Source organism: Trichocoleus sp. DQ-A2 (assembly GCF_039961915.1).
Lineage (GTDB): Bacteria > Cyanobacteriota > Cyanobacteriia > Cyanobacteriales > FACHB-T130 > FACHB-T130.
Map to the genome: position 1 here is coordinate 137,366 of NZ_JAMPKD010000012.1, position 23,933 is coordinate 161,298.

Genomic DNA, 23,933 nt, shown 5'->3' on the forward strand with positions numbered 1-23,933 from the left:
AGGCTGAAACAGCTTAGCAGCATTTGGAGGAGAACCGATGCAACCCATTCGACAAGGCGATGTGATTTTACTTCCCCTGAGGCAAATCGAAGCAACTAAGGGCAGGGAAACCCCACCGCTACCTCATCTGACTTTAGCCGAAGGCGAGGTGACGGGACACAAGCACCGCATCAGCGACGGACAAGCGGAACTATATGAGAAAGATGGCACGCTTTATCTGCACGTCTTCTCAGAGACGGCAACTTTAACCCACGAGGAGCATAAGGCGATTTCTATTCCCCAAGGCAGATGGATGGTGCGAATTCAGCGCGAATACGAGCCTCAAGGATGGCGATATGTCGCAGATTAAGATTGATAAACTTACGTCACAAGAAGCCCTGATTCCAGTTTATCGGGAGACGTGGAAAGCGCGATCGCGCTTTCCACCGAACCAATCGACCGTCAAAAAGCCGCAGAAGTGGTAAAAGCAGCGTACACCGAATAAATGAACCAGCTCCTGATTGATGATTTGCAATTTAACCAAATATTTCGTGACCCGCTCACAGGTTTATTTAATCAGCGTTATATGTTTGCATTCTTGCAATGGCAGGGGTGTCGAGAAAGAAGTCAGCAATTATTAGGTCTAATTCTGCTAAATATCGATTGGTTTCAAAGGTACAACAATTTGGTTGGTTTCTCAATAGGCAATTTCTTCCTGCAAGAATTGGGGAGCTTCTTACAAAGAAATATTCCTAACTCAGCGATAGCCTGCCGCAAAGGAGGTGATGAATTTGCAGTAATTTTGCCAGAAACTTCCCTAGAAGATTGTAGGCGACTAGCCGAGCAACTTAGGGAAGGAGCTAAGCTACTATACGTAGACCCGAATTACTACATTCATCGTTGCACTGTCTCTGCGGGAGTAGCAGTTTGCTTTCCAGAGCCTGAATTAAACTGGCAGGAATTAATTAAAGCAACGGATATTGAGACAGATAAGGCTAAATCCAACGGACGCGATCGCGTGGAAGGTCCCATCCAATTCTCTATGAGAACCGAATCCTTTTTAGAAGAGACTTATTCGGAATCAAAGGAAGTAATAATCAAGGACGCTAGTGGATTTTTACAAGACTTACGAGCTACAGAATTAGATTCTTGGGAGGAATATACTTTACTCCAACTTAATTTCTTGAATTATCCGGTTAACTTGTTACAGAAAACCTGCCCAATTACAGAAAAGATTGATATTTTAGTTGTAACTTCTCAATTTGAATCAGCGAGGGAAACGGTTAAGTCTATTGCTGCCTTGAATGGCATTGATCGAGACACCCAAAGACAAGCCTATTGGCAGTTACAGCAGTTTGCAGGATGGACTTGGCGCTACTTTGATACACAAAATATAGTCAGCGAACGCCCGATAAAAATCTCTTTCGATAGCCAAAATCGCCTCCATGCCGAAGGAGAACCGGCAATCCAATTTGCTGATGGATATAATTTTTACTCCTATCACGGCGCAACATTACCAGAAGAATACGGCAAACTGCACCCAAGTCAGTTGCAGGCGCAATGGCTTTTAGAAGAAGACAACGCTGAGCTGAGGCAAGTATTAATTCAGGGAATTGGCTATAGTCGAATCTGCCAAGAATTACAAGCAACTAAATTAGATTCTTGGCAAGAATATACCTTATTAAAAATAGATAATAAGCTCGATGTAGAGCCAATATATTTATTAAAAATGACTTGCCCCAGTACCGGACACATTCACGCCTTGCGCGTTCCGCCTAATATGAAATCGGCGCGTGAAGCAATTCGCTGGGTGAATTGGGGAATCGAGCCTGAAGAATTTTCTGTACAAACCTAAAACCCTCTCCAGATGCGAGAAATCGCTTCTCTACAAAATGTGGGTTTTGCTTCTTGGGGGTTCATGTCTCTAAACGCGATCGCGCTTACAGCAAACTCCGCACAGGTAACGTAAATCCAGGCACCACATCCTCACCACTCAAAACCGCTGTAGCGGGATATTGGGTAACTGAGCCATCTGGACGATACACCCAAGCTTGCTGATTTTGACGGTCAAACAACCATCCCAAACGTACTCCGTTATCGATATACTCGCGCATCTTTGCCTGGAGCGTTTCTAAACTATCAGATTTAGAACGAATTTCGATAACAAAATCGGGAGCCAAATTTAAAAACCTATCTTCTTGCCGATCCCAATCTTCTGCCAAGCGTCCTTTAGCAACAAAAGCAGCATCCGGCGATTTAATCGCTGTATTTGCTAACTTGAACCCCGTACTGGGACCAAAAACATCTCCTAAATCGTGAGTTTCCACCCAATTCAGCAGATAGGCTCCTGCTTTGAGTTCTCGATTCCCAGAAATTCCTCCAGTTGGCGGCATAATTACCAATGACCCGTCAGCGTTCCGCTCAAATTGTAAATCTGGATTTTTAGAACTGATGAGCATCAATTCTTCATCAGTTACAGTAGCCCAAGAAGACTGTACCATCGGTTTTTGCCCTTGCAGAATCTCGAAAAAATCAATGGCGTCATCGTTACAGAATCGAAGACACGCGATCGCCATACTGAGATTTTAGCGACAGCGCGATCGCGCGTTGCGCTGACAAGTCAGTTCGCCTCTTTCCTGCCTTTTTTCCTTGTTCTTAGCGTCTTTGGGGTTCATGACGCCAAAAGCGATCGCCCTCATCAATAATCCAAGCAACCCCGAACGCCATAAAATTAAATAATATTAAGAGTCTCAGTCTCTCTGCCTAAATACCCAAAACTATATATCTCATGAGTTTTGCTGAACTTGCAGCCCAGTTGAATGTTGGGACAATCTGGCCTGAGGGGATTTTAATTGTCACCCTTTTGGCAGTTCTCGTCGTTGACTTGATTATCGGACGGTCGTCCTCGCGCTTCACCCCCTATATCGCGATCGCGGGTCTACTCGCCTCTATCGTCGCCTTGTACTATCAATGGGGGAACACGAACACCATCGGCTTCTTGGGTAGCTTCAACGGCGATGCCATGAGCGTCGTCTTTCGCGGCATCGTTGCCTTGTCTACCGCCGTCACCATTTTGATGTCGATCCGCTACGTAGAGCAAAGCGGCACCTCCCTGGCAGAATTTATTGGGATTATGCTCAGCGCCACCATTGGGGGAATGATTCTGTGTGGTGCAGATGAGTTGGTGACGATTTTTGTCGCCTTAGAAACCCTCAGTATCTCGTCCTACCTGATGACGGGATACATGAAGCGCGACCCCCGTTCCAATGAAGCAGCGTTAAAATACCTGCTGATTGGCGCTTCGAGTACAGCAATTTTCCTCTACGGTGTCTCGCTGCTGTACGGACTATCGGGAGGAGAAACGAAGTTGAGCGCGATCGCTACTGGCATTTCCAGCGCGAACGCTGACTTATCCTTAGGACTGCTGATTGCATTAGTCTTTGCGATCGCCGGGATTGGCTTCAAAATTGCCGCCGTTCCCTTCCACCAATGGACACCCGACGTTTACGAAGGTTCGCCAACACCTGTTGTAGCCTTCCTCTCCGTCGGTTCAAAAGCCGCTGGATTTGCCCTCGCCATCCGCCTAATGGTGACAGCTTTCCCCCTCGTCACTCAAGAGTGGCATTTTGTCTTCACCGCCCTTGCAGTCTTGAGCATGATACTGGGTAACGTCGTTGCTCTTACCCAAACCAGCATGAAACGTCTGCTGGCTTACTCTTCCATTGCCCAAGCTGGATTCGTCATGATCGGTTTGATTACCGGCACCGAAGAAGGTTATGCCAGCATGGTGTTTTATATGCTGGTTTACCTGTTCATGAACTTGGGAGGCTTCGCCTGCGTGATTCTGTTCACCCTGCGAACGGGTACGGATCAAATTAGCGAATACGCGGGGCTGTATCAAAAAGACCCGCTTCTGACCTTGTGCTTGAGTATTTGTCTGCTGTCCTTGGGAGGGATTCCGCCCTTGGCTGGCTTCTTCGGAAAAATCTACCTGTTCTGGGCAGGTTGGCAGGCGGGTGTTTACGGCTTAGTCTTACTAGGGTTGCTCACGAGCGTCGTCTCGATTTACTACTACATCCGTGTCGTCAAGATGATGGTGGTAAAAGAACCCCAAGAAATGTCTGACGCCGTGAAGAATTATCCAGAAATTCGCTGGAATATATCGGGAATGCGTCCTTTGCAAGTGACTTTAGTGGTGTCGTTAGTGGTGACATCCTTGGCAGGGATTTTGTCTAACCCGTTGTTTACCCTGGCGAATAATTCAATTATCCGCACGCCAATGCTGCAAGCATCGGTGCATAACACAGTAGCGACGCAAGACCTTGCTCCCTTAGAATCTATGCTTCCTGCGGCTGACTCGGTTAGTCAAATTCAACCTCAGCTTGATTCCAGCGCCAAGATTTAACATCCTGGCGTCAAGGTTAAGACAAGGGATAAGCAGGACTCCTCATCGCCTAAAAAACGTAAAAAGTCCTTATCTTAGGAAAACCCGGCTTCTTGAAGAAGCCGGGTTTCTGGTATTTGGGCAAAATGTAGCGTGTATTTCGGCTTTCGAGCGATCGCATCCACTGGCGCTTCCCATCCCTGGACGCTCATCAGGCGGACAGTTAGAATGAGCGCATAAATCTATCCCTAGATAGATGAGCAGATAAAACGATAGCTGACCCAAGAGGTTGTTTTATGTCGAATCTTCGCTATTCGCCCAAACTTGCTTACGTCCAGCATTCGACCGGCAAAAAGTTGAAATTAGGCGGCTATCGACCCGACACAAAGGATGCGAACGATAAGAAATACGAGGCTCATCGATTTCAAGCCGAAAAGCTGCCGCCAAGAGTCGATTTGCGTCACTACCTGACTCCGGTAGAAGATCAGGGGGACGTGGGAAGTTGCACGGGGAATGCGATGGCGGGAGCTTACGAGTACCTGGCAATGCGCCAACTCGGTACCGCCGGGGATGTAAGCCGGTTGTTTATTTATTACAATGCGCGATCGCTCGCCGGAGAAATCGAAGAAGACGCCGGAGCAACACTTCGCAATTGCATCCAGGTATTGCGAAAGATGGGCGCTTGTTCTGAGTTAACCTGGCCCTATCACCCAGAGCGATTGTTTCACCGTCCCCACGACCAAGCTTATGAGGAAGCAACCCAGTTCTTGATCGACGATGCTGAGCGAATTGACGTGGATTTGTACGCCATGAAGCATTGTCTAGCCGAGGGCTATCCGTTTGCCTTTGGGTTACAGCTTTTCGATTCGTTCATGAGGGAGGGAAATAAGGGGATTCCCATGCCCAACCCGGAGCGAGAGGAGTCTCAAGGCGGTCACGCGATGTTGTGCGTCGGCTACTCGGACAAAGATCGGGTATTTGTGGTTCGCAATTCTTGGGGCGCACACTGGGGAGACAAGGGATACTGTTACATTCCCTACGACTACATGACCAATCCCGAATATTGTGATGACTGCTGGACGATTCGCAGCGTCACCGACCTCGACTATAGCCGAGGCGTTTGGAGTGATGATGACGCCTCCTTTTTGGATGACATTATCCCGCTGATTGGCGATGCTCTCGATATTTCAGACGCCGACATCGGCAGTGACGAGGAAGAGTACGAAGAAGCCGTCGCCGAAGACGAAGAATATGTCGAAGAGGAAGATGAAGAATACGTCGAAGACGAAGAAGACATAGAAGCTGTCGCCGAAGACGAAGAATACGTCGAGGATGAAGAATACGAAGAAGCCGTCGCCGAAGATGAAGAATACGTCGAAGACGAAGAGGATATAGAAGCCGTCGCCGAAGACGAAGACGAAGAATCTGAAGGCGAGGAATACGACGAAGATGAAGAAGCTGTAGAGGAAGACGAAGAATACGTCGAAGATGAAGAGGATATAGAAGCCGTCGCCGAAGACGAAGACGAAGAATACGAAGACGAGGAATACGGCGAAGACGAAGAAGCTGTAGAGGAATACGATGAAGATGTCGAGGAGCTAGACGAAGAGTACGACTCAGAAACCCTCGAAGAAGAGTAAAATCCGGAGAGCGAGTAGTGCCATAGCCCTTTGGACATACGCTTTGCGATCGCGCAAAATAATCGTCACAAAACAACTCAAGACAATCGATGGTATTACTGTTAGGTGATTTTCAGCCACTAGCCGCGATCGCGACTACTCCCACGGGTGCCCAAAAACTACAGCCGCTTTGTCAATCTACGGGTGCTACTCTTTGGGTTCCAGAGTCTCTAAGCGATGTTGTAGAGACAAGGGCGATCGCATCAGCCAAAGTTTATCGCGGTTCCCTCAAAGACCACCTAGCGACCTTGTGGAATACACATCGGGGCTTTGTTTTCTGCTTGGCATCTGGAGCCGTGGTGCGTTTGATTGCACCCTTATTGCAAGATAAATCCAGCGATCCAGCAGTGGTCGTGGTAGATGAAAATAGTCAGTTTGTTATTAGTCTATGTAGCGGTCATCAGGGAGGGGCGGATCGGTTGGCACAAGCGATCGCCCTTACGATTGGGGCAACACCAGTCTTGACGGGTGCCTCCGCTGGTTTAGGACTACCCGCAGTGGATATGCTGGGCGTTCCTTTTGGCTGGAATCGAGGCGAGGGAGACTGGACGGGCGTTAGTGCAGCAGTGGCGAGAGGGGAACGAGTACAAGTCATTCAGGAAGCGGGTTCTACTTTATGGCAAAGTCATCTTCCTGAGAAACATCCATTTGATTTTAGGGTTCCAGAATATCTCGCTAGCCAATCAGAGATGGTTCAATCTAACCAGGAACCCGATCGTTCAAAATCATCCCAGGCGAGGATTTGGATTAGCCCCACCCAGCAACGATTTTCCTCAGAATCAAGGCTGCCAACAGTCCAGTGGCATCCTAGAGTCTTGTGGGTGGGAATCGGCTGCGAACGAGGAACCTCGAAAGCATTGATAGAAACAGCGATTGGGCAGGTGTTTGAGAAAAATCACTTAGCCCAAGAAGCGATCGCCGGGATTGCCACCATCGACATTAAAGCCGATGAAGTTGGGCTAGTGGAATTATGTCGCGATCGCCACTTGCCTTTGCGAACGTTCCCGGCTGATATTCTGCGTTCCGTTAGCGTTCCCACTCCCTCAGCGGTTGTGGAAGCAGAAGTCGGAACGCCCAGCGTCGCAGAAGCCGCAGCGATTCATGCAGCATCTGTCGGGGCGGAAGACATTGCGCCGCTGAAAGTGGCAAAACAAGTTTTTAAATTAGAAGGGCAACCAGGGGCGGTGACGGTAGCGATCGCACAATCCGAACGAGAATATACGGGTCGCACAGGCTGTTTATTGCTAGTAGGTACGGGACCTGGGAAATTAGACCAAATGACTCCAGCGGCTCAAACCGCCGTATCCTGCGCTGACGCCATCATTGGTTACTCTCTCTATATCGATCTGATTTCTCCTTTGCTGCACCCAGGACAGATTGTAGAAGCGTTACCGATTACCCAGGAACGGCAACGGGCAGAACGAGCAATAGAATTAGCGAATTGGGGATTAACCGTAGCGGTTGTTTCTTCTGGAGATTGCGGCATCTACGGCATGGCTGGGTTAGTCATGGAAGAACTCCAAGTCAAAGGCTGGGATGGCAAAACGCCAGGAGTGCAGGTGTTTCCGGGAATTACCGCCCTACAAGCTGCCGCCTCGCGAGTGGGTGCGCCTTTGATGCACGACTTCTGCGCGATTAGTTTGAGCGACTTGCTGACTCCCTGGGAGGTGATTGAAAAGCGCCTGACAGCTGCCGCGCAAGCAGATTTTGTCACCGCACTTTATAATCCGCGATCGCAAACTCGAACTCAACAGATCGCGATCGCCCAAACTATCTTTCTGCAATATCGCGATCGCCAAACGCCGGTAGCGATCGTGAAATCAGCTTATCGAGAAGACGAACAAATTACGCTGATTACACTTGAGAAATTACTCGATACTCCGATTGATATGCTGACAACGGTACTCATTGGCAATAGCAGCACTCGCACCCACGCTGATTGGATGATTACCCCACGCGGCTACTTAGGTTTTGATGCTGGTTTTGACGCCAAAATCCATTAATTTATTCGGCTTCTCTGTTGAACAAAAAGTTTAGCCCACTAGCCACTAGACTCAGAACGATTGAACCTATCAAAGCCTGCCCAAAACCAGCGATACTAAAACCGGGAGTAATCGCTCCAGCAATCAAAATTGTGATGGCGTTAATCACAAACAGAAACAACCCTAGGGTCACGAGCGTCAGCGGCAATGTCAAAATTACCAAAAGGGGTTTGACAATTGCATTCACTAAGCCCAAAACAATCGCAGCAACCAGCGCAGCCAGAAAATTTGTGACTGTAAAGCCGGGGACAATGTATGCAGTAATCATTAGCGCGATCGCTGTAAGCAGCCAAGTCACCAAAAAGTATGGCATAAGCTTTCCTTAAACCTCGCTCACTCACAATTTTAAGGGTCTAGTTCGCATCTAGAAGGATTCCAGAATACACTAACCTGAAAGATAGCCAACTCTATAGCGTGTTTTGAAACGCTTTTCTATGATCTTTCGGCAACTCGCTGCGTTCCTACTAACAATCGTTCTCGTTATCTGGGCATTCCCAGCCCAAGCAGGATACTACCCGCCTCCCTTGTCCTATAGCAATGCCGAACTGAAAGCCAAAGATTTCTCCGGTCAAATTTTGCAAGTGGCTGAGTTTTCCAATGCCAATATGGAACTCGCTAACTTTGAGGGGGCGGACTTAAAAGGAGCGATTTTTAGTGCATCGGTGATGACGAATGCTAATTTACACGGGGCAGATTTAACCAATGCAATGGTCGATCAGGTAAAACTCAACGGCGCGGATTTAAGCGATGCCGTTTTGGTCGAAAGTATCCTGTTGCGTACTATATTTGACGGTGTCAATATCGCTGGTGCCGACTTCACCGATGCAATTTTAGATGGGGCGCAAAAAAAAGAACTCTGTATTAAAGCATCTGGTGTAAATTCTAAAACTGGTATCGCAACTCGTGAGTCTTTGGGGTGTCGATGAAGCGTGTAGGAGTAATTGGGGGCGGACAGCTAGCCTGGATGATGGCAGGTGCAGCGGAGGCGTTGGGGATTGAATTGGTGGTGCAGACGCCCAATCAGAGAGATCCAGCGGTGGCGATCGCATCTTCCACTGTTTTTGCCCCTATTGATGATGCTGCCGCTACAGCCGAGTTAGCGTCTCGCTGCGATGTCATTACTTTTGAAAACGAATTTATTAACCTGAACGCTTTAGATTCTCTTGTCCAGAAAGGCGTCTGCTTTCGCCCTAAGCTGGAAGTATTAGCGCCGCTGTTAGATAAATACGATCAGCGCTGCTATTTAGAAGATATCGGCTTGCCAACTCCCAGTTTTACGACGCTGGAGGGAGACGCCGAGAATCAGGAAGTCAATCTTCCCAAATCATTCACTCACCCCTTGAACCTTAAAGACCTGGATTTTCCCGTCGTTCTAAAAGCCCGACGCGGCGGCTACGATGGTCAAGGCACCTTCATTATTAAAGATAGTCACGCCCTAGAGTCAACTTGGCAGCGACTGAAATATGCGCCAGTGTTGTTAGAAGAATTTGTCCCTTTTGAGCGAGAATTAGCGATTATTGCCGCTCGTTCTGCTGCTGGTGAGGTGGTGACTTACCCAGTCGTAGAAACTCAGCAGGTCGATCAAGTGTGTCGGCGCGTCTTGGTGCCTGCGGCAATTACGCCAACGGTGGAACAAGAGGTGAAAGCGATCGCACATACGCTTCTCGATAGCCTGCAAGCGGTTGGCGTCTTTGGCATTGAGCTATTTTTAACCCCAGCCGGAAAAGTGTTGGTCAATGAAATTGCTCCCCGCACTCACAACTCCGGGCACTTCACCCTGGATGCCTGCGAAACTTCCCAATTTGAACAGCAACTCAGAGCCGTCAGCGGTCTACCCTTAGGTAATCCTGCCCTCAAAAGTGCGGGTGCGGTCATGGTAAATTTACTCGGTTACGAGCATTCCCAGAGCGATTATCTTGCCAAACGGCAACAGCTAACTCAGTTGCCTCACACTCACGTCCACTGGTATGGCAAAACTGAATCTCGTCCCGGTCGAAAACTCGGTCACGTCACCGTTTTGCTAGAAACAGCCGACCGTTCTGAGGCAGAAGCGATCGCTCAAACGATTGAATCTATCTGGTACTAAAAAGAGGATTGAGAGCTGAGGAACTGAATGAGATTCTTCCGCTCCCCGACTCCTCAGCTCCTTTGCTATAATAATTTTTAGGTTAAGCTGCGGCGTTGGTGACTGCCAATAACGTTTTTTGATCTTGCCTTGTTCTAACGGGAACCAAAAAGCTCTGACAGCAGTAGACCGGGCAAGTACCCGGAAACTTTAAGTCAGACATTCGGTGCCCACCTGGTTTATCCAGGTCATAAACTGAGGTAAAACGGCGTTGCGGTGAACCTAATAGAATTAAAATCCCCTTGTCCAAGAGATAAGGGGATTTTTGTATCTTACTTGGCTGAAAGTTTTAAATTTTGATTGTATTTCTTAAATAATTGATCCATAGCTGCAAACTTTGGATCGACAAATGATAATTTTTTGGCGTTAGGCGCTAGGATAATTGAATTCGCATCTAACTAGAGTTAGAAAATAAAAAGTTTGTTGCAACTCCTAAATACTACTTCAAAATTTCCAGCTGAGGTATTCAAGCTGGACAACGGCTTAACAGTGATTTATCAACACATCCCAGCGACACCAGTGGTTGTAGTGGATGTTTGGGTGAGGGCGGGAGCGATCGCTGAGACAGAAGAGTGGTCGGGAATGGCTCACTTTCTGGAACACATGATTTTCAAAGGCACCGACCGACTGCCGCCCGGTGTATTTGACCAAGTAATTGAAAATACCGGCGGCATGACGAACGCGGCGACCAGCCACGACTACGCCCATTTCTTTATTGTTACAGCCGCTCAGTATTTAGAAAATACCTTGCCGGCTCTGGCAGATATTCTCTTAAACGCGGCGATCCCAGAAGAAGAATTTATCCGGGAACGCGATGTAGTTTTGGAGGAAATTCGCCAGAGTTATGACGATCCTGATTTTATTGGATTCCAAGCGCTGACAGAAAGTATTTACCAACGCCATCCTTACGGGCGTCCCATCTTAGGAACAGAAGCGCATCTGATGGAGCGATCGCCCGACGAGATGCGTCGCTTCCATCGCTCCCACTACCAGCCGGAAAATATGACGGTAGTCATTGTGGGGGGAGTTGAGAAAGAACCCGCACTAGAACTGGTAAATCGCTCGTTCCAGCACTTCGCTCCGCCCCTGTATTGTCCCCTGGCTGAAGCCGAAGCCGAACCTCCAATGATAGAAATTCGGCGTCAGGAAATCCACTTACCTAGGCTAGAACAAGCTCGTCTGATGATGGCATGGGTGGGGCCGGGTGTAGAGCAGTTGCGAAATGCCTACGGCTTAGACTTGATCTCGGTACTGTTGGCAGAAGGGCGGTCTTCCCGGCTGATCAGGAACTTGCGAGAACAGCAGCAATTAGTCCAGAACATTAGTAGTAGTTTCTCCCTACAACGGGATTCCAGTTTGTTTACGATTAGTGCCTGCCTCGGGCCAGAGAATTTAGATCGAGTAGAGGCAATCATTGGCGATGCGATCTCCGAGTTGCAAAACGCTCCTGTTTCCGAGGGAGAACTTTCTCGCTGTAAACGCTTGCTGTCGAATGACTATGCTTTTTCCACAGAAGCACCTAGCCAACTAGCGGGTTTGTATGGGTATTACAACACCATTGCAGCGGCTGAAGTCGCCACAACTTATCCCGAAAAAATCCAGTCTTTTGAGAACACAGAACTTCAGCAGCTAGCGCAGCAGTATCTCTCCCCGTACCGCTATGCGGTCACAATCCTCAAACCTTGTTAGCTTGAGGAGAGGAGTGATGAGTCATTCGTCATTAGCGAGTCGTAAGTTGTTCGTACCACTCACGATCGATGACTCATCACCGACGATCAATGACTAAGGACTCTACAACGAATGACTCAAAGTGTGACGCGATCGCTCGCCAACCCAACTATCCACCGCAGTGTTTTGGACAACGGCATCGTATTAATTACGGTGGAAAATCCAGCGGCTGATATTATTGCTGGTCGAATTTTTGCACGGGTTGGAGGTCGGTGGGAGCCACGAGAAAAAGCGGGACTTTCTCACCTGCTATCCACGGTACTCACCAAAGGAACCGATCGCCTTTCTTCCCTAGAAATTGCCGAGCAAGTAGAGTCAGTGGGAGCCAGTCTCGGTGCTGATGCGGCTGCGGATTATTTCTTGCTGAGTCTCAAAACAGTATCCGCAGATTTTCCGGAGATGTTGCAACTGGCAGGAGAATTATTGCGATCGCCTAGCTTTCCAGAAGCCGAAGTGGAACTGGAACGGCGTCTCGCTTTGCAGGATATTCGCTCCCAGCAGGAACAGCCGTTCACCATCGCCTTCGACCAGCTGCGGCAAGCCATGTACCAGAATCATCCCTACGGATTCTCCAGCCTGGGCACCGAAGCTACCGTCTCTGGTTTAAGCCGCGCTGACCTCCAGCATTACCATCAGACGTATTTCCGTCCCGATAACCTAGTTATCAGTATTGCCGGTCGCCTGACTCCCCAAGACGCCACTGATTTGGTTAATCAAGTGTTTGGAGATTGGCAGAGTGGAACCACCCCTCTACCTACCCTCAGTCTGCCCCAAATCACCTCTGAACCCATCTCTTGCGCTACCCCACAAGATACGCAACAATCAATCGTGATGCTAGGCTACGTCGCGCCATCCGTGCAAGAAACCGACTACGCCTGCCTGAAACTGCTCAATACTTACTTGGGCAACGGTCTTTCTAGCCGTTTGTTTGTGGAACTGCGCGAGAAGCGGGGATTGGCTTACGATGTCTCAGCTTTTTATCCGACTCGGCTAGAAACCTCTCAGTTTGTGGTATATATGGGCACGGCACCGGAAAACACCGCGATCGCCTATGAAGGCTTGCGAACTGAAGTGGAACGCCTTTGCACCACTCAACTGAGCGATCGGGAGCTACAAGCTGCCAAAAACAAGCTGCTTGGTCAATACGCTCTCGGCAAACAAACCAATGCTCAGCTGGCTCAAGTTTTCGGCTGGTACGAAATTTTGGGGCTGGGAATTGAGTTTGATACCGAGTTTCAGGAAAAAGTTACCAGCGTCACCCCAGAGTTGATCCAAAAAGTGGCTTCCCGGTATTTTACCGAACCTTATGTCTCTCTCGTTGGTCCAGCCGAAAAATTAGACATTAAAAATTAAAAAAGGAAAAAAGTAAAAAGACAAAGTAAAAATGAAAGATTTTTTCTTGAACCTTTTCGCTTTTTCCAATCGCGTTGTAAAGTCAAGAGGAAAAAGCGATGAAAAAAACATCCTTTTGCCTTTTTGTAAACTCAAGAGGAAAAAGTAAAAATGAAAAAAAACATTCTTTTGCCTTTTGCCTTTTTACTTTTGCCTTTTATGGCGATCCCCAGTGATGCCAAAGAAATCGCTCAAACATTTCCATCCGCAACCGTTACTCGGCAAACGTTACGACCTGGTAGCCAAGGGACTGAAGTAGCGGAACTCCAGGCAGCTCTTAAACTATTGGGTTACTATAATGGCGACGTAAATGGCGTGTACGGGGAAAATACCGCGATCGCAGTTTCCCGTTTTCAGCAAGCCGCTGGTTTAGCACCGGATGGAATCGTGGGTGCAGAAACCTGGAAGCGTTTATTTCCAGTCGCCCCACCATCGGAATCTACAGTAGCCGCGACGCCACTGGTTATCCCGTCTCCTTCAGCGTCAACAATTTCTACCACCGGGGCAGCATCTTTTCCCGTCCCAACTACGACAAACACCGCTGCCAATCCCAGACCAGCGGCAACTTCCCGTCCCAGTGTGAATGTTCCAGCCTCCAACAGTCCGGCAACCACTGCCAGAACCCCCAACCGTCCGGCAACCGCTGCCAGAACCACCGCTAACCGTTCCACAACTGCTGCTCCTAGCTCTCAGACACGGACGAACCCGCAGCAGCCCAGACAGCTCGATTTTCCAGTTCTGAGGCTGGGAACGCAAGGCCCAGCCGTTACCAGTTTGCAACAGCGCCTGCGAACCCTTGGCTTTTTCAAAGGAACGGTGAATGGTGTCTTTGGTGAAACGACTCAAACTGCGGTCAAAGCTGCTCAACAAAGATTTAAGCTAGACGCCGACGGTGTAGTGGGTCCAGCGACTTGGAACGTTTTGCTGCGTTAATTAAATAGCAATTATAAAAAAATAAAATGACACAAATCCGTTTTCTTGATGAAAACGGTTTTTTTTACGCTTTTTTGAACAACTGCGTGCTGTTTTCACGGACTTCTTCCTTTCGATTTTTCGATCTCAATCCTTGGATGGAGGAGACAATCCATTCTCAGATAGAGAGATTCAGGCAAGACTAACGGATATCGTATTGCTTATAAGGACAAGACAGCTGAGTATTAACTTCCTTAGCTTGTAGTTGCCAATCAATCTAAAAAAATCAGGGTCTTCTCGGTTTCCTGATTGACACAAAGAGTTCGATCGACATTCATGTACAACCACCCTAGAACCGATAACAATCAAAGGCCTAAATCGGTCTATCAGGGTAGAGGCAATTCTGAACGGGTTTCCTACCAGAATGAGTACCTTAAAGGTCGCAATTCTGAACGTCGTTTTCAGGAACAGAGCTATCTCGTTGATGAGAATACCAATGCCTTGACTAATTTGCTGATGAATCTTGCTTTCACATCGATTGTAAGTTTCCTCGTTGGAACTCTGTTCTTCGTTGCTCAGCGAAATGAATCTTCTCTACCCTCTGTGCCTGTTCCCAATGACAGTCCCTCTCAAAGCATCGAGAAAAAGACAACCATCTTTGAAAGAACTGTAGATAAATATTCAGGAAATTCAGGAACTCGTTCCAGCACCTCAATAACAAGCAGGACAGGGGACATTGAAAACAATGTTTCTAACTCTGCGCGAGGTAGGCTCCTAACCTTGCTAGCTAGGCTTGGTTGAGACAGCGTTGCTCAAATCTACTGACCATAAACAGTTTTAAACATCCTTTTCTGCCTTTAAACCATTCAGGAGTTGTAGTAATACTCATGTCTAACCTACAAAATCGCAATAACGATAACCGTGAAGTTCCCCAGAACCCAAATCAGCCGGTTTCTCCCCATAATCCGGTTGGCCCAACTAACACGGTTCACGGGAATGGCACTGTAGACCCAGGCAAAGTGACCTCCTATCGAGATGGTTATGTCCACGGTCGCGTTTCCGAGCGCCGCGTCAACGAGGAAGGACAAGAAATCCGCGATAATAATAATGCCGCCAGAGGCTTGTTGATAGGGATTGCCCTCACCTCTCTGCTAGGGTTGACCCTCGGTGCCCTCTACTTCCTCAACCAACGAAATCAGCAGGTAGAAGAGTACACTGCGCCTGCGCCTGTGGTGGTTCCCGTACCTTCCCCTTCACCTTCAGCTTCTGTTGCACCGAACTCAACTGCACCAGATACGTCTTCATCGGGCGCTTCTCAACAGCCTACACAAGAGAGAATTATCGAAAGAACCACAGTTGAGAAGGCTCCTACAGTGATTCAGGTTCCTCAGACACAAAACGCACCGCCTGCTCAAAGAGCGCCAAATGTAAACATTACAGTTCCTCCGAGTTCCGGGCAACAACCGACTCGAAATCAGACAAATATTAACGTAACGCCTTCTCAACCGTCGAACTCAACTCGCACGAATACTTCTGGGACTACTCAATCAAGTCCTAGTACAACTCTAACCGCGCCTTCAGTGCGTCAGAACTCAACTCGAACGAATACTTCTGGCACCACCCCAGGCACCCAAAATCCAACTGGCACCACACCGAATAGCGGTGCTACCACCAATGGAACCACCGGCACCACATCGGGGAGCAGTTCGACCACCAATGGAACCACCGGCACCACACCGAATAGCGGTGCTACCACCAACGGAACCACCGGCACTACACCGGGAAGCAGTTCGACCACCAATGGAACCACCGGCACCACACCGGGAGGCAGTTCGACCACCAACGGAACCACCGGCACCACACCGGGAAGCAGTTCGACAACTGGTGGGTCAAGCAGTACGGGTCAATAACGACTAAAACTTTGCAATCTAGCCCCCTCCTAATATTGGAGGGGGCTTTGTTATCGGTGTATCGCAAATCTTTCATTTTTGAACTAGCATTTTTAAAGATTTCGACACATAAAGGGATATGAATTTAATTTAACGAACGAGTTGGGTTGGAGAATCAAGTGCTAATTTAAATATAGGCACAACGAAGTAAGAACCTTCGACACCAAGTTTTCGGATTCGAGCCTGTGTCTCCCGCTCTTATCCAACGCAACACCGAATCTTGGTTGTATTTCTCTAATAAATGTAGCGATCGCGCTGAAGTTCATTCGCTTCTTTTTGATTTGAACTGTTAAGTTGCGGATCTAGATCATTGCCTGAATCGGCGTAGGGAATGCAAGATAGTTAGAAAAGGTTTGTTGCGAATTAAGTCCACCCTAGTAGAGTTAGTTTTTGGTTTCGTCAACTTTCCTAGAATTTTTCCTCTTTCGTTTGAGTAACCTGACCATTTATCGCTCGTTCACGAACCCGCCGGTATCTTAGGCGGGTTTTAGTTTTTTATATGGCAGTGGAACGCTTAAAGGGGCGGCGAAACAAACAGGTATTAATAGCAGAAAGCTTCGATCAATTCCCAAATTTCAGGTAAGACGTTTCCTAAACTGTGATCGTCCTCTAGTTCGATGAATTTAACCCAAGGGCGTGAGGCGGCGTAGTTGCGGCTAGCAGCAATCGGAATCACTTCATCGTGACGCCCATGCAGAAGCAGAGTAGGAATGGGGCGCTGTAGCTGTTCGTCTTGATATTGGGCGGCGTCGGTGACGAACTGGTAATGCAGAGGAAGCGATCGCTTCTCGCCATAGTGATATACCGGCAAATATTGCTCTGTCTGCCATTGTTGCAGTTGTTCTTCCCCCAGTCGGAGCAACCAGTGAGTCAGAAACTCAAAAGCCGGAGCTAGCAAAACTAACCGCTGAACCTGGGGGTATTTTTCTCCCACCCAAGCTGCGGTTAAACCCCCCAAACTGGAGCCTATGACAGTGACAGGCATAGGGTTTGGGGGAAATTCAGCGGCGACTTGCTTTATTTGCCGAGTTATTGTCAGATGGGAAAAATCGCCTTGGTTGAGATCGGGGATTGTCAAGGGGATTTTCAGGGAAGATAAGCGATCGCGCAGATAGATCGCCTTCGTTGACTGGGGACTAGAGGCAAATCCATGCAGATAAATATAATTAAGCATCCAATTGGGCAGTAGTTTCCGGCGTATCAACCGCTAAAAATTTCGCTCCAGCGAACCTGGAAATCCTTGTCCTCTATTTTTCCCCGCCCGTTGCCCCTTTTGTTGTCGTCGCTGTTGCATCAGTTGGACAAACTTGGCGCGTTGCTCTGGAGTCATAACTTCTCGCATTTCTAACATACTTTCAAACCGCAACTTTTGTAGCTGCTGCTGCAACTCTTCAACTTGCTGATTTTTAGAGCGAATTTGGCTGGCGGAAGCTGTACTATTCATCAGTGTCGCTAGCTCTTGCCGAGCTTGACGTAGAGTTTGCTGGCGCGGCGCTATCTGGGTTCTATACTTCTGCCGAATCGCCTGCATTTGCTGCATTTGCTGTGGGGTAAGATTGAGTTGCTGAAGGAGTCCATCCTTGTTGCCTCTTTGAGGACGGGCACCCGGCGAATTTTGGGCAATTGTTTGAGAAGATTGGGGATTCGGATCGGCAAGAGCAACCGCACTCCCTATAGATAGTATGAGAACCGCTAACAGAGAAATACGATTTAGGGACATGAAAACAATCTCCGTCGTTAGTAGTAATTAGTAATTAGTAATTCGTTAAGACGCAATTAGCCATTCTTGATGAGGTAGTCGCAATGAGCTGATTAAAGATAACTGACCATTACCGATTCCCTAAAAAAGCTAATTTTCTGAGAGCAACCAATCAGCTTCTGCATCTTGGCTGCTCGACGACGCGGGCGTTTCACCCGCGACAACACTATCCCAGTTCGTCGCCAGAAATGCTTCCAGTTCGGCGGTGTTTGTGGATGCAGTCGATGCAGTGTTAGGCACCAGCACGCGGTATCCTGCCCAGCTAACTAACAGACTAGCAACAAGGGCAGAAGGTAAAATCCACCTCTGTCGCCGCCATTGCGGCTGTGAAGGCGCAGATGCTACTGCTTGCATAATCTGGCTCTCTAAATCGGGTGCAGATGGGGGAACATAACCCCGGTGTTGGCGCAGAAACTCTACTAGGGGTTTGTCATCATCGGGGAACTGAGTCATAGTTGGACTCCTTGCTTCTGGAGAAATTGCCTCATGGAGGTTCTAGCATGAAAGAGCCGCGATTTTACTGTGCCAACTGGAATCGACAAGATATTTGCAATCTCTTTTTGCGGAACGTCTTCTAAGTCGTGCAGAACCAGTACGGCGCGATGCTCGAAACTTAGCTGTTGCAGTCCGCGCTGCACTAAATCTTCATAATGTAAGTGCATCAGAGTGGGAGATTCTTGTTGACTTGGCAAGGCATTGGTAGCGCTTTGTTGTAAAGACGCGAAATTTCGGGTTTCTACAGCAAATTGTCGCCGTCGATCTGACGCGACATTCCAGCTAATCCGATAAAGCCAAGTCGAAAAATGGGCGGTTTCCCGCAACTTTGGTAATCCCTTCCAAGCGCGTAAGAATACTTCTTGCACCAAATCATCTAAGCATGAGGTACCGCAGAGTTGGTAAAGAGTCGATCTGACACGCTGCTGATGGCGCTGGTAGAGTTGCCGAAAGCTCTGCTTGTTGCCTTCTTGACACCGCTTTACCAAGTAAGCATCGGTGTCGAGATCGGGTTTTTCTTTGGCTTGATCGCCCATTAGCGCATTGATTGGTACAGCTGACACCGATTGGCTCTCTCTTACCACTGTTGGATTTCTAATGCTTTAGACTGGGCATCTAGGGAAAAGGTTCAAAGGCAAGCAGCGCATCTATGCGGTGAATCACTAGAGAAAGTGCGATCGCATCTATCGAGAAAATGAGAAAAAAGAGCGATCGCACTACTCTTGATGACGAGGATCTGCGCTTGGAGGATGCCAACCGAGTGCTACCCAAAAACCCGCCCTAAAAAGGCTTTAGAAGCGGGTTAACAAAATCACAAGTAAGCGTAATTTATCGCAGAGTGACGAACTCTTCGGCGGTGGAAGGATGAATGCCAACGGTGGCGTCGAAGTCTTTTTTGGTGGCTCCCATATTGACTGCGATCGCGATTCCTTGAATCACCTCAGCTGAATACTCGCCTACCATGTGAGCGCCCAGCACGCGATCAGTATTTTTGTCAATGACTAACTTGACCATGACTTTCTCATCCGCGCCGGTGAGACTGTGGAACAGAGGACGGAATCGGGCGCGATAAATTTGCACGTTGTCATCGCCCAACTTTTTCCGCGCATCGGCTTCGCTGATTCCCACCGTAGCGGCTTCTGGCTGAGTGAATACGGCGGAAGCAACATTTTCGTGATTAAACACCCGGCGATTGTTGCCAAATTCAGTATCAGCAAAAGCGCGACCTTCGCCAATGGCGACGGGGGTTAAATTGATCCGGTTGGTGCAATCGCCTACAGCGAAAATATTCGGCTGGTTGGTGCGGCTGTATTCATCGACTTCGATGGCACAGTTGACGCTGTACCCGTGCAATCTGGGTAAATCTTCGTCTTCACAATTAACAACTTTAACGCCCGCATTCACCAAACCAAGTTTTCCTAACAAAGGTGCGCGACCGATGGCGACTAGAATTTGGTCTGCGGTGAGGGTTGTATCCGCGTCTTTGCCTTTTTCGGTAAAAGCAACCTTCAGACCCTCTGAGGTTTGCTCAACACCTTTCCCGGTAACATTGGTGATAATGTTGATGCCGTGATGCGTCATCGCATCTTGAATGCCAATGCGAATATCGTCATCAAAACCTTTGAGAATGCGATCGCCGCGAAGCAACAAACTGACTTTCGATCCCAGTCCGTGCATAATACAAGCGAATTCCACAGCAATATAGCCAGCGCCAATAATGACGATGTGCTTCGGCTGTTCCTTGAGGAGAAATATCTCGCGGGAAGTGATGGTGTGTTCCATCCCTGGTAAATTCGGCTTGATGGCTTCCCCACCCACGGCGATTAAAATCTTGTCAGCCGTGACTTTGCGCCCATCCACTTCTACCGTATGCGGATCTAATAAAGTGGCGCGGCTCTTGATTAACTCCACCCCAGCTTTTTCCAAAAACCCAATATGCAACTGGCTGAGACGGTGGACTTCCTTATCGACAGTCGTTATCAGATGTTCCCAGTTTAAGCTCCTTTCGCCCACAGTCCAGCCATAGCCTGCGGCATCCTCAAACAAATGAGAAAATTTAGAGGCGTAAACCATCAATTTTTTGGGAATACAGCCCCGGATGACGCAGGTACCACCCACTAAATCGCCTTCTGCGATCGCTACCTTCGCTCCGTAGCTAGCCGCGCGTTTGGAAGCCGCTAATCCCCCTGAACCCGCCCCAATGACAAACAAATCGTAATCAAATGCCATGACTGGAAGTCCTCTCTTTCTTCATTTAGTTTAAAAGATGTAACGATGATGCTCCTGCTTTCCCATTTTCCGCAGATCGCTTAAAGTCGGATGAGAATACCGTCAGTTTTAGCGAAGAATAATGGATCGAGAGCAGCGTGGCGTCACCGTGTGGTTTACAGGTTTAAGTGGTGCAGGAAAAACCACTATTAGCAAAGAAGTGGCGCAAGAATTGCAGAAACGCGGAGACAAGGTGGAATCCTCGACGGAGACGTAATGCGCCAAAATCTGACTAAAGGTTTGGGGTTTAGTAAAGAAGACCGGGATGAGAATATCCGGCGCATTGGTTTTGTGGCTCATCTCCTGACTCGCAACGGGGTAGTCGTACTCATTTCGGCAATTTCGCCTTACCGGGAAATTCGAGAAGAAGTGCGATCGCGTATTGGAGATTTTGTTGAGGTTTATGTGAATGCACCGTTAGCGGTTTGCGAACAGCGAGATGTGAAGGGGTTGTATAAGAAAGCGCGGTCTGGGGAAATCAAAAACTTCACTGGGATTGATGACCCCTATGAATCGCCCCTGCATCCCCAAATCGAATGCCACACAGACCAAGAAACGATAGAGGAAAGCACAGAGAAAGTTTTGAGAAAGCTGGAAGAACTGGGCTACCTCTAGTAAGGATAAACCGCACTTAAGAGGAACCCCTCCCCGCCCTCACCTGCGGCTCCGGCTCCGGCTCCCCTCTCCACTTGCGGGGAGGGGCTGGGGGTGGGGTTCTTTTATTATGGATAATTACACAAATCTAATATGAAGGTTTGAGAGCTAAAGCACAAAAGTATCGTGGATAGGCACCGCCACCTAATACCTACTTCTTCTTATCTGTGCCTCTGCCTCTGTCCCCCTCCACTTCTCTAATCGTGGGAGTACGCGGCGACGGTGGTGGAGGAGCGTCATTTTGTAACTGTTGCCGACCGTTGCGGATGACCTTGAGCATATCGTTAAGCTGCTGCTCGATATTGGTGAGAACTTGGTCGGCGTAATCATCCGCTCCGTTTTGAATGTCCTCGCATTCTTGGATAGCAAGCGATCGCATCTGCTCTAGCTCTTGTTGTGCTTGTAGGCGCATCCGTTCGAGTTCTGCGATCGTTTGTTCTTGGATGGCGTCGCACTCCTGCTGCACCGCCTGCCGAATCGCTTGAGCTTCCCGTTCCGCTTGCCGAATCAAGCCCATTTCATCCAATATCTGATCGGCTCGGCGTTCTGCTGTCTCAATAATCTGCTGTGCATAATCCTCCGCTTGCAAAAGAATTTCTTCCTTCTGGCGAACAATTTCTTCAGCTTCCTGAAAAGCCGGTGGCAGATTGATCCGCACCAAATCCAGCTGATCGAGTAACGGATTCTCATCGACTAAGCGCAGGCTAGTCAAGGGAATGCGCGTACTATCAAGAATCATTTCTTCGATGCGGTCGAGTTCCCGCTGAATATCTACACTTCCCGATCCACTGTCGGGTAATTCACCTTCGGGGAAGCGTCCATTACTATCGGGTTCGAGGCGGGAAGAGTCTTGGCGTAACATCGGTAGATATCTAAGGCGACGTGCTGGGGAACAAGATGATCGACAGAGCCGCCGAATCTGGCAATCTCTTTCACTAAGCTACTACTTAAGAAACTGTACTCGTTAGAGGTTGCTAGAAAAACCGTCTCAATCCGGTCGTCCAGAGTTTTATTTGTATGAGCCATCTGTAGCTCGTGTTCAAAGTCAGAAAGCACCCGCAAACCGCGCAGCAGCACGCCCGCTTCTCGGATTCTGGCATAGTTGACTGTCAAACCGTCAAAACTGTCAACTTCTACATTCGGCAGCGATCGCGTCGATAGACGAATCTGCTCGATGCGCTCCTGTACTGTAAACAGGGGCGTTTTGTTGGGGTTCCGCAGCACCGCAACAATCACCCCATCAAAAAGCCGACAACCGCGCTTAATGATGTCGAGGTGTCCCAGAGTAATTGGATCGAAGCTGCCAGGATAGATTGCAATCACGGAAGAGGTGTGTGAGCTAGCTTAAGGAAATTGTACTCATACAGTACCCCTAAAACTACGAATTGTTAAAAGTCTCCGGTTTTAGCGAGAAGCACCAACCACTAAACGAGAGCGATCGCAACCAGATCCGATTCATCGCCTCAGCACCCTCTTCTCGCGGCATACACGAGCCAGCAATCGCCCTCTGCTGCGATCGCAGAGAGTCTCTAGATTAGTGCAACCAGCGCCACTCCTTAACTTTCAAGAGGGTCGCTAGAAAATCAGCAAAAGCTAAAATCCGATTAGTGAATCTACACATTAAGTTGAAAAACCAGGAAAAGGCTCAATTTTTTCAGCAGTTCGCCACTTTGCTAAATTCTGGCATTTCAGTACAGCAAAGCTTAAATTTGGTTGAGCGCGATCGCAATTCTCCCTTCGGGCGCTATCTGCAAACAGTCGGTGCAGCGGTGGATTCTGGGCAAGATTTGGCTTCTGCTTTGACACTAGACGCTCGATATTTTGATGGTTGGACGATTAGCCTAATTCGGTTAGCAGAATACAGCGGATCGCTAGCAGAGACTTTTGGCAGATTGGCAACGGCGGCGGAAGCGAAAGTCAAACGGGAACGCCTCTATCGTTCCGTGGGAATCGCCGCGATCGCTCTGATTTGGAGTCTGTTGGTACTCGTCGCCGCACTTTTCAAGCGAAATCCTCAAAAGCTTACCCATCCTGGTTTCTGGCTGTGCAGTTTTGGATTGGCAGTGCTTTTGGTTGGGGTAGCTATCCTGAATTCTCGCTTTCCCGGACGCGGTTTACAGCGGTTGGCGGCGCAACTTCCCGGTTTGGATAAAGTCATGCAAGCGCGATCGCTCCTTTACTTTACCGAGTTGTCCTTGCCTTTAAGTTGCGGGGTACCAATTCTCGCTGCGCTGGAATTGTTGCGCGATCGCATCCCCGATCCTCAGATGGCAACCCACGTAGCAAAAGCTGCTCGGCAAATTCGTCTCGGTAGAAGCCTCACCGAGAGTCTGCAAACCAAGTTACCGCCACTTGCAATCCAATATATTCGCACTGGTGAAGAAACCGGAAATTTAGATGCGGCGCTGCGAAAATTGGAGCAATATTACGAAAGCGACTTAGAGAAACGTTTGAGGCAGTTGGAGGGAATCTTGCGTCCTTTGAGTCTATTAGCGATTGGAGGTTTAGTGCTTTTAGTCGCAATTCGAGCAATTAATTCGCTGATAAACTCTCTGCCAGGATAACTT

The 23,933-nt window shown here is 48.5% G+C and carries 23 protein-coding genes, 1 other RNA gene and 1 pseudogene; 16 read left to right on the forward strand and 9 right to left on the reverse strand.

All coding sequences use genetic code 11. The annotated features are described in order from the left end of the window. Window positions 1-37 precede the first annotated feature (37 nt). Genes NC997_RS14210 through NC997_RS14220 form a run of 3 tightly spaced genes read left to right on the forward strand, consistent with a single transcriptional unit; the run spans window position 38 to window position 1,834 of the window. Window positions 38-349 (forward strand): hypothetical protein, encoded by a 312-nt coding sequence (locus NC997_RS14210; protein WP_190526389.1) that lies wholly within the window; start codon window positions 38-40, stop codon window positions 347-349. Beyond that, window positions 336-464, forward strand: coding sequence for a hypothetical protein (locus tag NC997_RS14215; RefSeq protein WP_277878246.1), 129 nt, complete (start codon window positions 336-338; stop codon window positions 462-464). The genes NC997_RS14210 and NC997_RS14215 overlap by 14 nt, the downstream gene beginning before the upstream one ends. A gap of 20 nt (window positions 465-484) precedes the next feature. Next, window positions 485-1,834: a GGDEF domain-containing protein gene (locus tag NC997_RS14220; RefSeq protein WP_190526387.1), complete on the forward strand. Its 1,350-nt coding sequence runs from the start codon at window positions 485-487 to the stop codon at window positions 1,832-1,834. A gap of 85 nt (window positions 1,835-1,919) precedes the next feature. On the opposite strand, the gene NC997_RS14225 is transcribed toward NC997_RS14220, so the two are convergent. Then, window positions 1,920-2,480: a Uma2 family endonuclease gene (locus tag NC997_RS14225; RefSeq protein WP_190526385.1), complete on the reverse strand. Its 561-nt coding sequence runs from the start codon at window positions 2,478-2,480 to the stop codon at window positions 1,920-1,922. Window positions 2,481-2,486: 6 nt separating this feature from the next. Here NC997_RS14225 and NC997_RS14230 point away from each other — a divergent pair, with 6 nt between their 5' ends. The 4 genes from NC997_RS14230 (at window position 2,487) to cobJ (ending at window position 8,045) form a co-directional block, all read left to right on the forward strand. Next, entirely contained in the window at window positions 2,487-2,684 is a 198-nt protein-coding gene (locus NC997_RS14230) for a hypothetical protein (RefSeq protein ID WP_348257797.1), read from the forward strand. A gap of 83 nt (window positions 2,685-2,767) precedes the next feature. Next, the gene (locus NC997_RS14235) at window positions 2,768-4,384 is read left to right on the forward strand and encodes an NAD(P)H-quinone oxidoreductase subunit N (RefSeq protein ID WP_190412947.1); all 1,617 of its coding nucleotides are present in this window, start codon (window positions 2,768-2,770) and stop codon (window positions 4,382-4,384) included. Window positions 4,385-4,659: 275 nt separating this feature from the next. Next, window positions 4,660-6,003: a C1 family peptidase gene (locus NC997_RS14240; protein WP_190526383.1), complete on the forward strand. Its 1,344-nt coding sequence runs from the start codon at window positions 4,660-4,662 to the stop codon at window positions 6,001-6,003. A gap of 89 nt (window positions 6,004-6,092) precedes the next feature. Next, entirely contained in the window at window positions 6,093-8,045 is a 1,953-nt protein-coding gene (gene cobJ, locus NC997_RS14245) for a precorrin-3B C(17)-methyltransferase (protein ID WP_190526381.1), read from the forward strand. A gap of 1 nt (window position 8,046) precedes the next feature. Here the strand turns inward: cobJ and NC997_RS14250 are convergent, their stop codons facing one another. Beyond that, the gene (locus NC997_RS14250; RefSeq protein ID WP_190412944.1) at window positions 8,047-8,397 is read right to left on the reverse strand and encodes a phage holin family protein; all 351 of its coding nucleotides are present in this window, start codon (window positions 8,395-8,397) and stop codon (window positions 8,047-8,049) included. A 121-nt stretch (window positions 8,398-8,518) separates the two neighbouring features. Between NC997_RS14250 and NC997_RS14255 the strand changes: the two genes are divergently transcribed. The 7 genes from NC997_RS14255 to NC997_RS14285 all read left to right on the forward strand — a co-directional run bounded on the left by NC997_RS14255 (window position 8,519) and on the right by NC997_RS14285 (window position 16,151). Next, a complete protein-coding gene (locus NC997_RS14255; protein WP_190526379.1) occupies window positions 8,519-9,010 on the forward strand; it encodes a pentapeptide repeat-containing protein in 492 nt (163 codons plus the stop codon). Then, window positions 9,007-10,170 (forward strand): 5-(carboxyamino)imidazole ribonucleotide synthase, encoded by a 1,164-nt coding sequence (locus tag NC997_RS14260; RefSeq protein ID WP_190526378.1) that lies wholly within the window; start codon window positions 9,007-9,009, stop codon window positions 10,168-10,170. Before NC997_RS14255 ends, NC997_RS14260 begins: the two co-directional genes overlap by 4 nt. Before the next feature lie 81 nt (window positions 10,171-10,251). Continuing rightward, a non-coding RNA gene (gene ssrS / locus NC997_RS14265) (6S RNA) lies at window positions 10,252-10,433 on the forward strand. 196 nt (window positions 10,434-10,629) lie between these two features. Then, window positions 10,630-11,898, forward strand: a complete 1,269-nt coding sequence (locus NC997_RS14270) for a pitrilysin family protein (protein WP_348257798.1) — start codon at window positions 10,630-10,632, stop codon at window positions 11,896-11,898. Between the two features lie 111 nt (window positions 11,899-12,009). Then, on the forward strand, window positions 12,010-13,290 hold the full coding sequence (locus NC997_RS14275; protein ID WP_190527740.1) for a pitrilysin family protein: 1,281 nt from the start codon (window positions 12,010-12,012) through the stop codon (window positions 13,288-13,290). Window positions 13,291-13,440: 150 nt separating this feature from the next. Next, entirely contained in the window at window positions 13,441-14,262 is an 822-nt protein-coding gene (locus tag NC997_RS14280; protein ID WP_190527738.1) for a peptidoglycan-binding protein, read from the forward strand. An 866-nt stretch (window positions 14,263-15,128) separates the two neighbouring features. After that, window positions 15,129-16,151, forward strand: coding sequence for a hypothetical protein (locus NC997_RS14285; protein ID WP_190527735.1), 1,023 nt, complete (start codon window positions 15,129-15,131; stop codon window positions 16,149-16,151). 580 nt (window positions 16,152-16,731) lie between these two features. On the opposite strand, the gene NC997_RS14290 is transcribed toward NC997_RS14285, so the two are convergent. The 5 genes from NC997_RS14290 to gor form a co-directional block, all read right to left on the reverse strand. Further along, window positions 16,732-17,364: a YqiA/YcfP family alpha/beta fold hydrolase gene (locus tag NC997_RS14290; protein ID WP_190527734.1), complete on the reverse strand. Its 633-nt coding sequence runs from the start codon at window positions 17,362-17,364 to the stop codon at window positions 16,732-16,734. 33 nt (window positions 17,365-17,397) lie between these two features. Then, on the reverse strand, window positions 17,398-17,910 hold the full coding sequence (locus NC997_RS14295; RefSeq protein ID WP_190414573.1) for a Spy/CpxP family protein refolding chaperone: 513 nt from the start codon (window positions 17,908-17,910) through the stop codon (window positions 17,398-17,400). Window positions 17,911-18,039: 129 nt separating this feature from the next. Continuing rightward, window positions 18,040-18,402 (reverse strand): hypothetical protein, encoded by a 363-nt coding sequence (locus NC997_RS14300; RefSeq protein ID WP_190527732.1) that lies wholly within the window; start codon window positions 18,400-18,402, stop codon window positions 18,040-18,042. Further along, window positions 18,399-18,980 carry a sigma-70 family RNA polymerase sigma factor gene (locus NC997_RS14305; RefSeq protein ID WP_190527759.1) on the reverse strand — a complete coding sequence of 194 codons (582 nt, stop codon included), beginning with the start codon at window positions 18,978-18,980 and terminating at the stop codon, window positions 18,399-18,401. Before NC997_RS14305 ends, NC997_RS14300 begins: the two co-directional genes overlap by 4 nt. Before the next feature lie 292 nt (window positions 18,981-19,272). Continuing rightward, window positions 19,273-20,673 carry a glutathione-disulfide reductase gene (gene gor, locus NC997_RS14310; RefSeq protein ID WP_190527730.1) on the reverse strand — a complete coding sequence of 467 codons (1,401 nt, stop codon included), beginning with the start codon at window positions 20,671-20,673 and terminating at the stop codon, window positions 19,273-19,275. A gap of 121 nt (window positions 20,674-20,794) precedes the next feature. Here gor and cysC point away from each other — a divergent pair. After that, a pseudogene (cysC, locus tag NC997_RS14315) lies at window positions 20,795-21,327 on the forward strand (adenylyl-sulfate kinase). Window positions 21,328-21,517: 190 nt separating this feature from the next. Here the strand turns inward: cysC and NC997_RS14320 are convergent. Then, window positions 21,518-22,228 (reverse strand): DivIVA domain-containing protein, encoded by a 711-nt coding sequence (locus tag NC997_RS14320; RefSeq protein WP_242031383.1) that lies wholly within the window; start codon window positions 22,226-22,228, stop codon window positions 21,518-21,520. After that, window positions 22,138-22,689: a pantetheine-phosphate adenylyltransferase gene (gene coaD, locus NC997_RS14325; protein ID WP_190414577.1), complete on the reverse strand. Its 552-nt coding sequence runs from the start codon at window positions 22,687-22,689 to the stop codon at window positions 22,138-22,140. The genes NC997_RS14320 and coaD overlap by 91 nt, the downstream gene beginning before the upstream one ends. Window positions 22,690-22,973: 284 nt before the next feature. Here coaD and NC997_RS14330 point away from each other — a divergent pair, with 284 nt between their 5' ends. Further along, the gene (locus NC997_RS14330; RefSeq protein ID WP_190527728.1) at window positions 22,974-23,930 is read left to right on the forward strand and encodes a type II secretion system F family protein; all 957 of its coding nucleotides are present in this window, start codon (window positions 22,974-22,976) and stop codon (window positions 23,928-23,930) included. Window positions 23,931-23,933 lie beyond the last annotated feature (3 nt).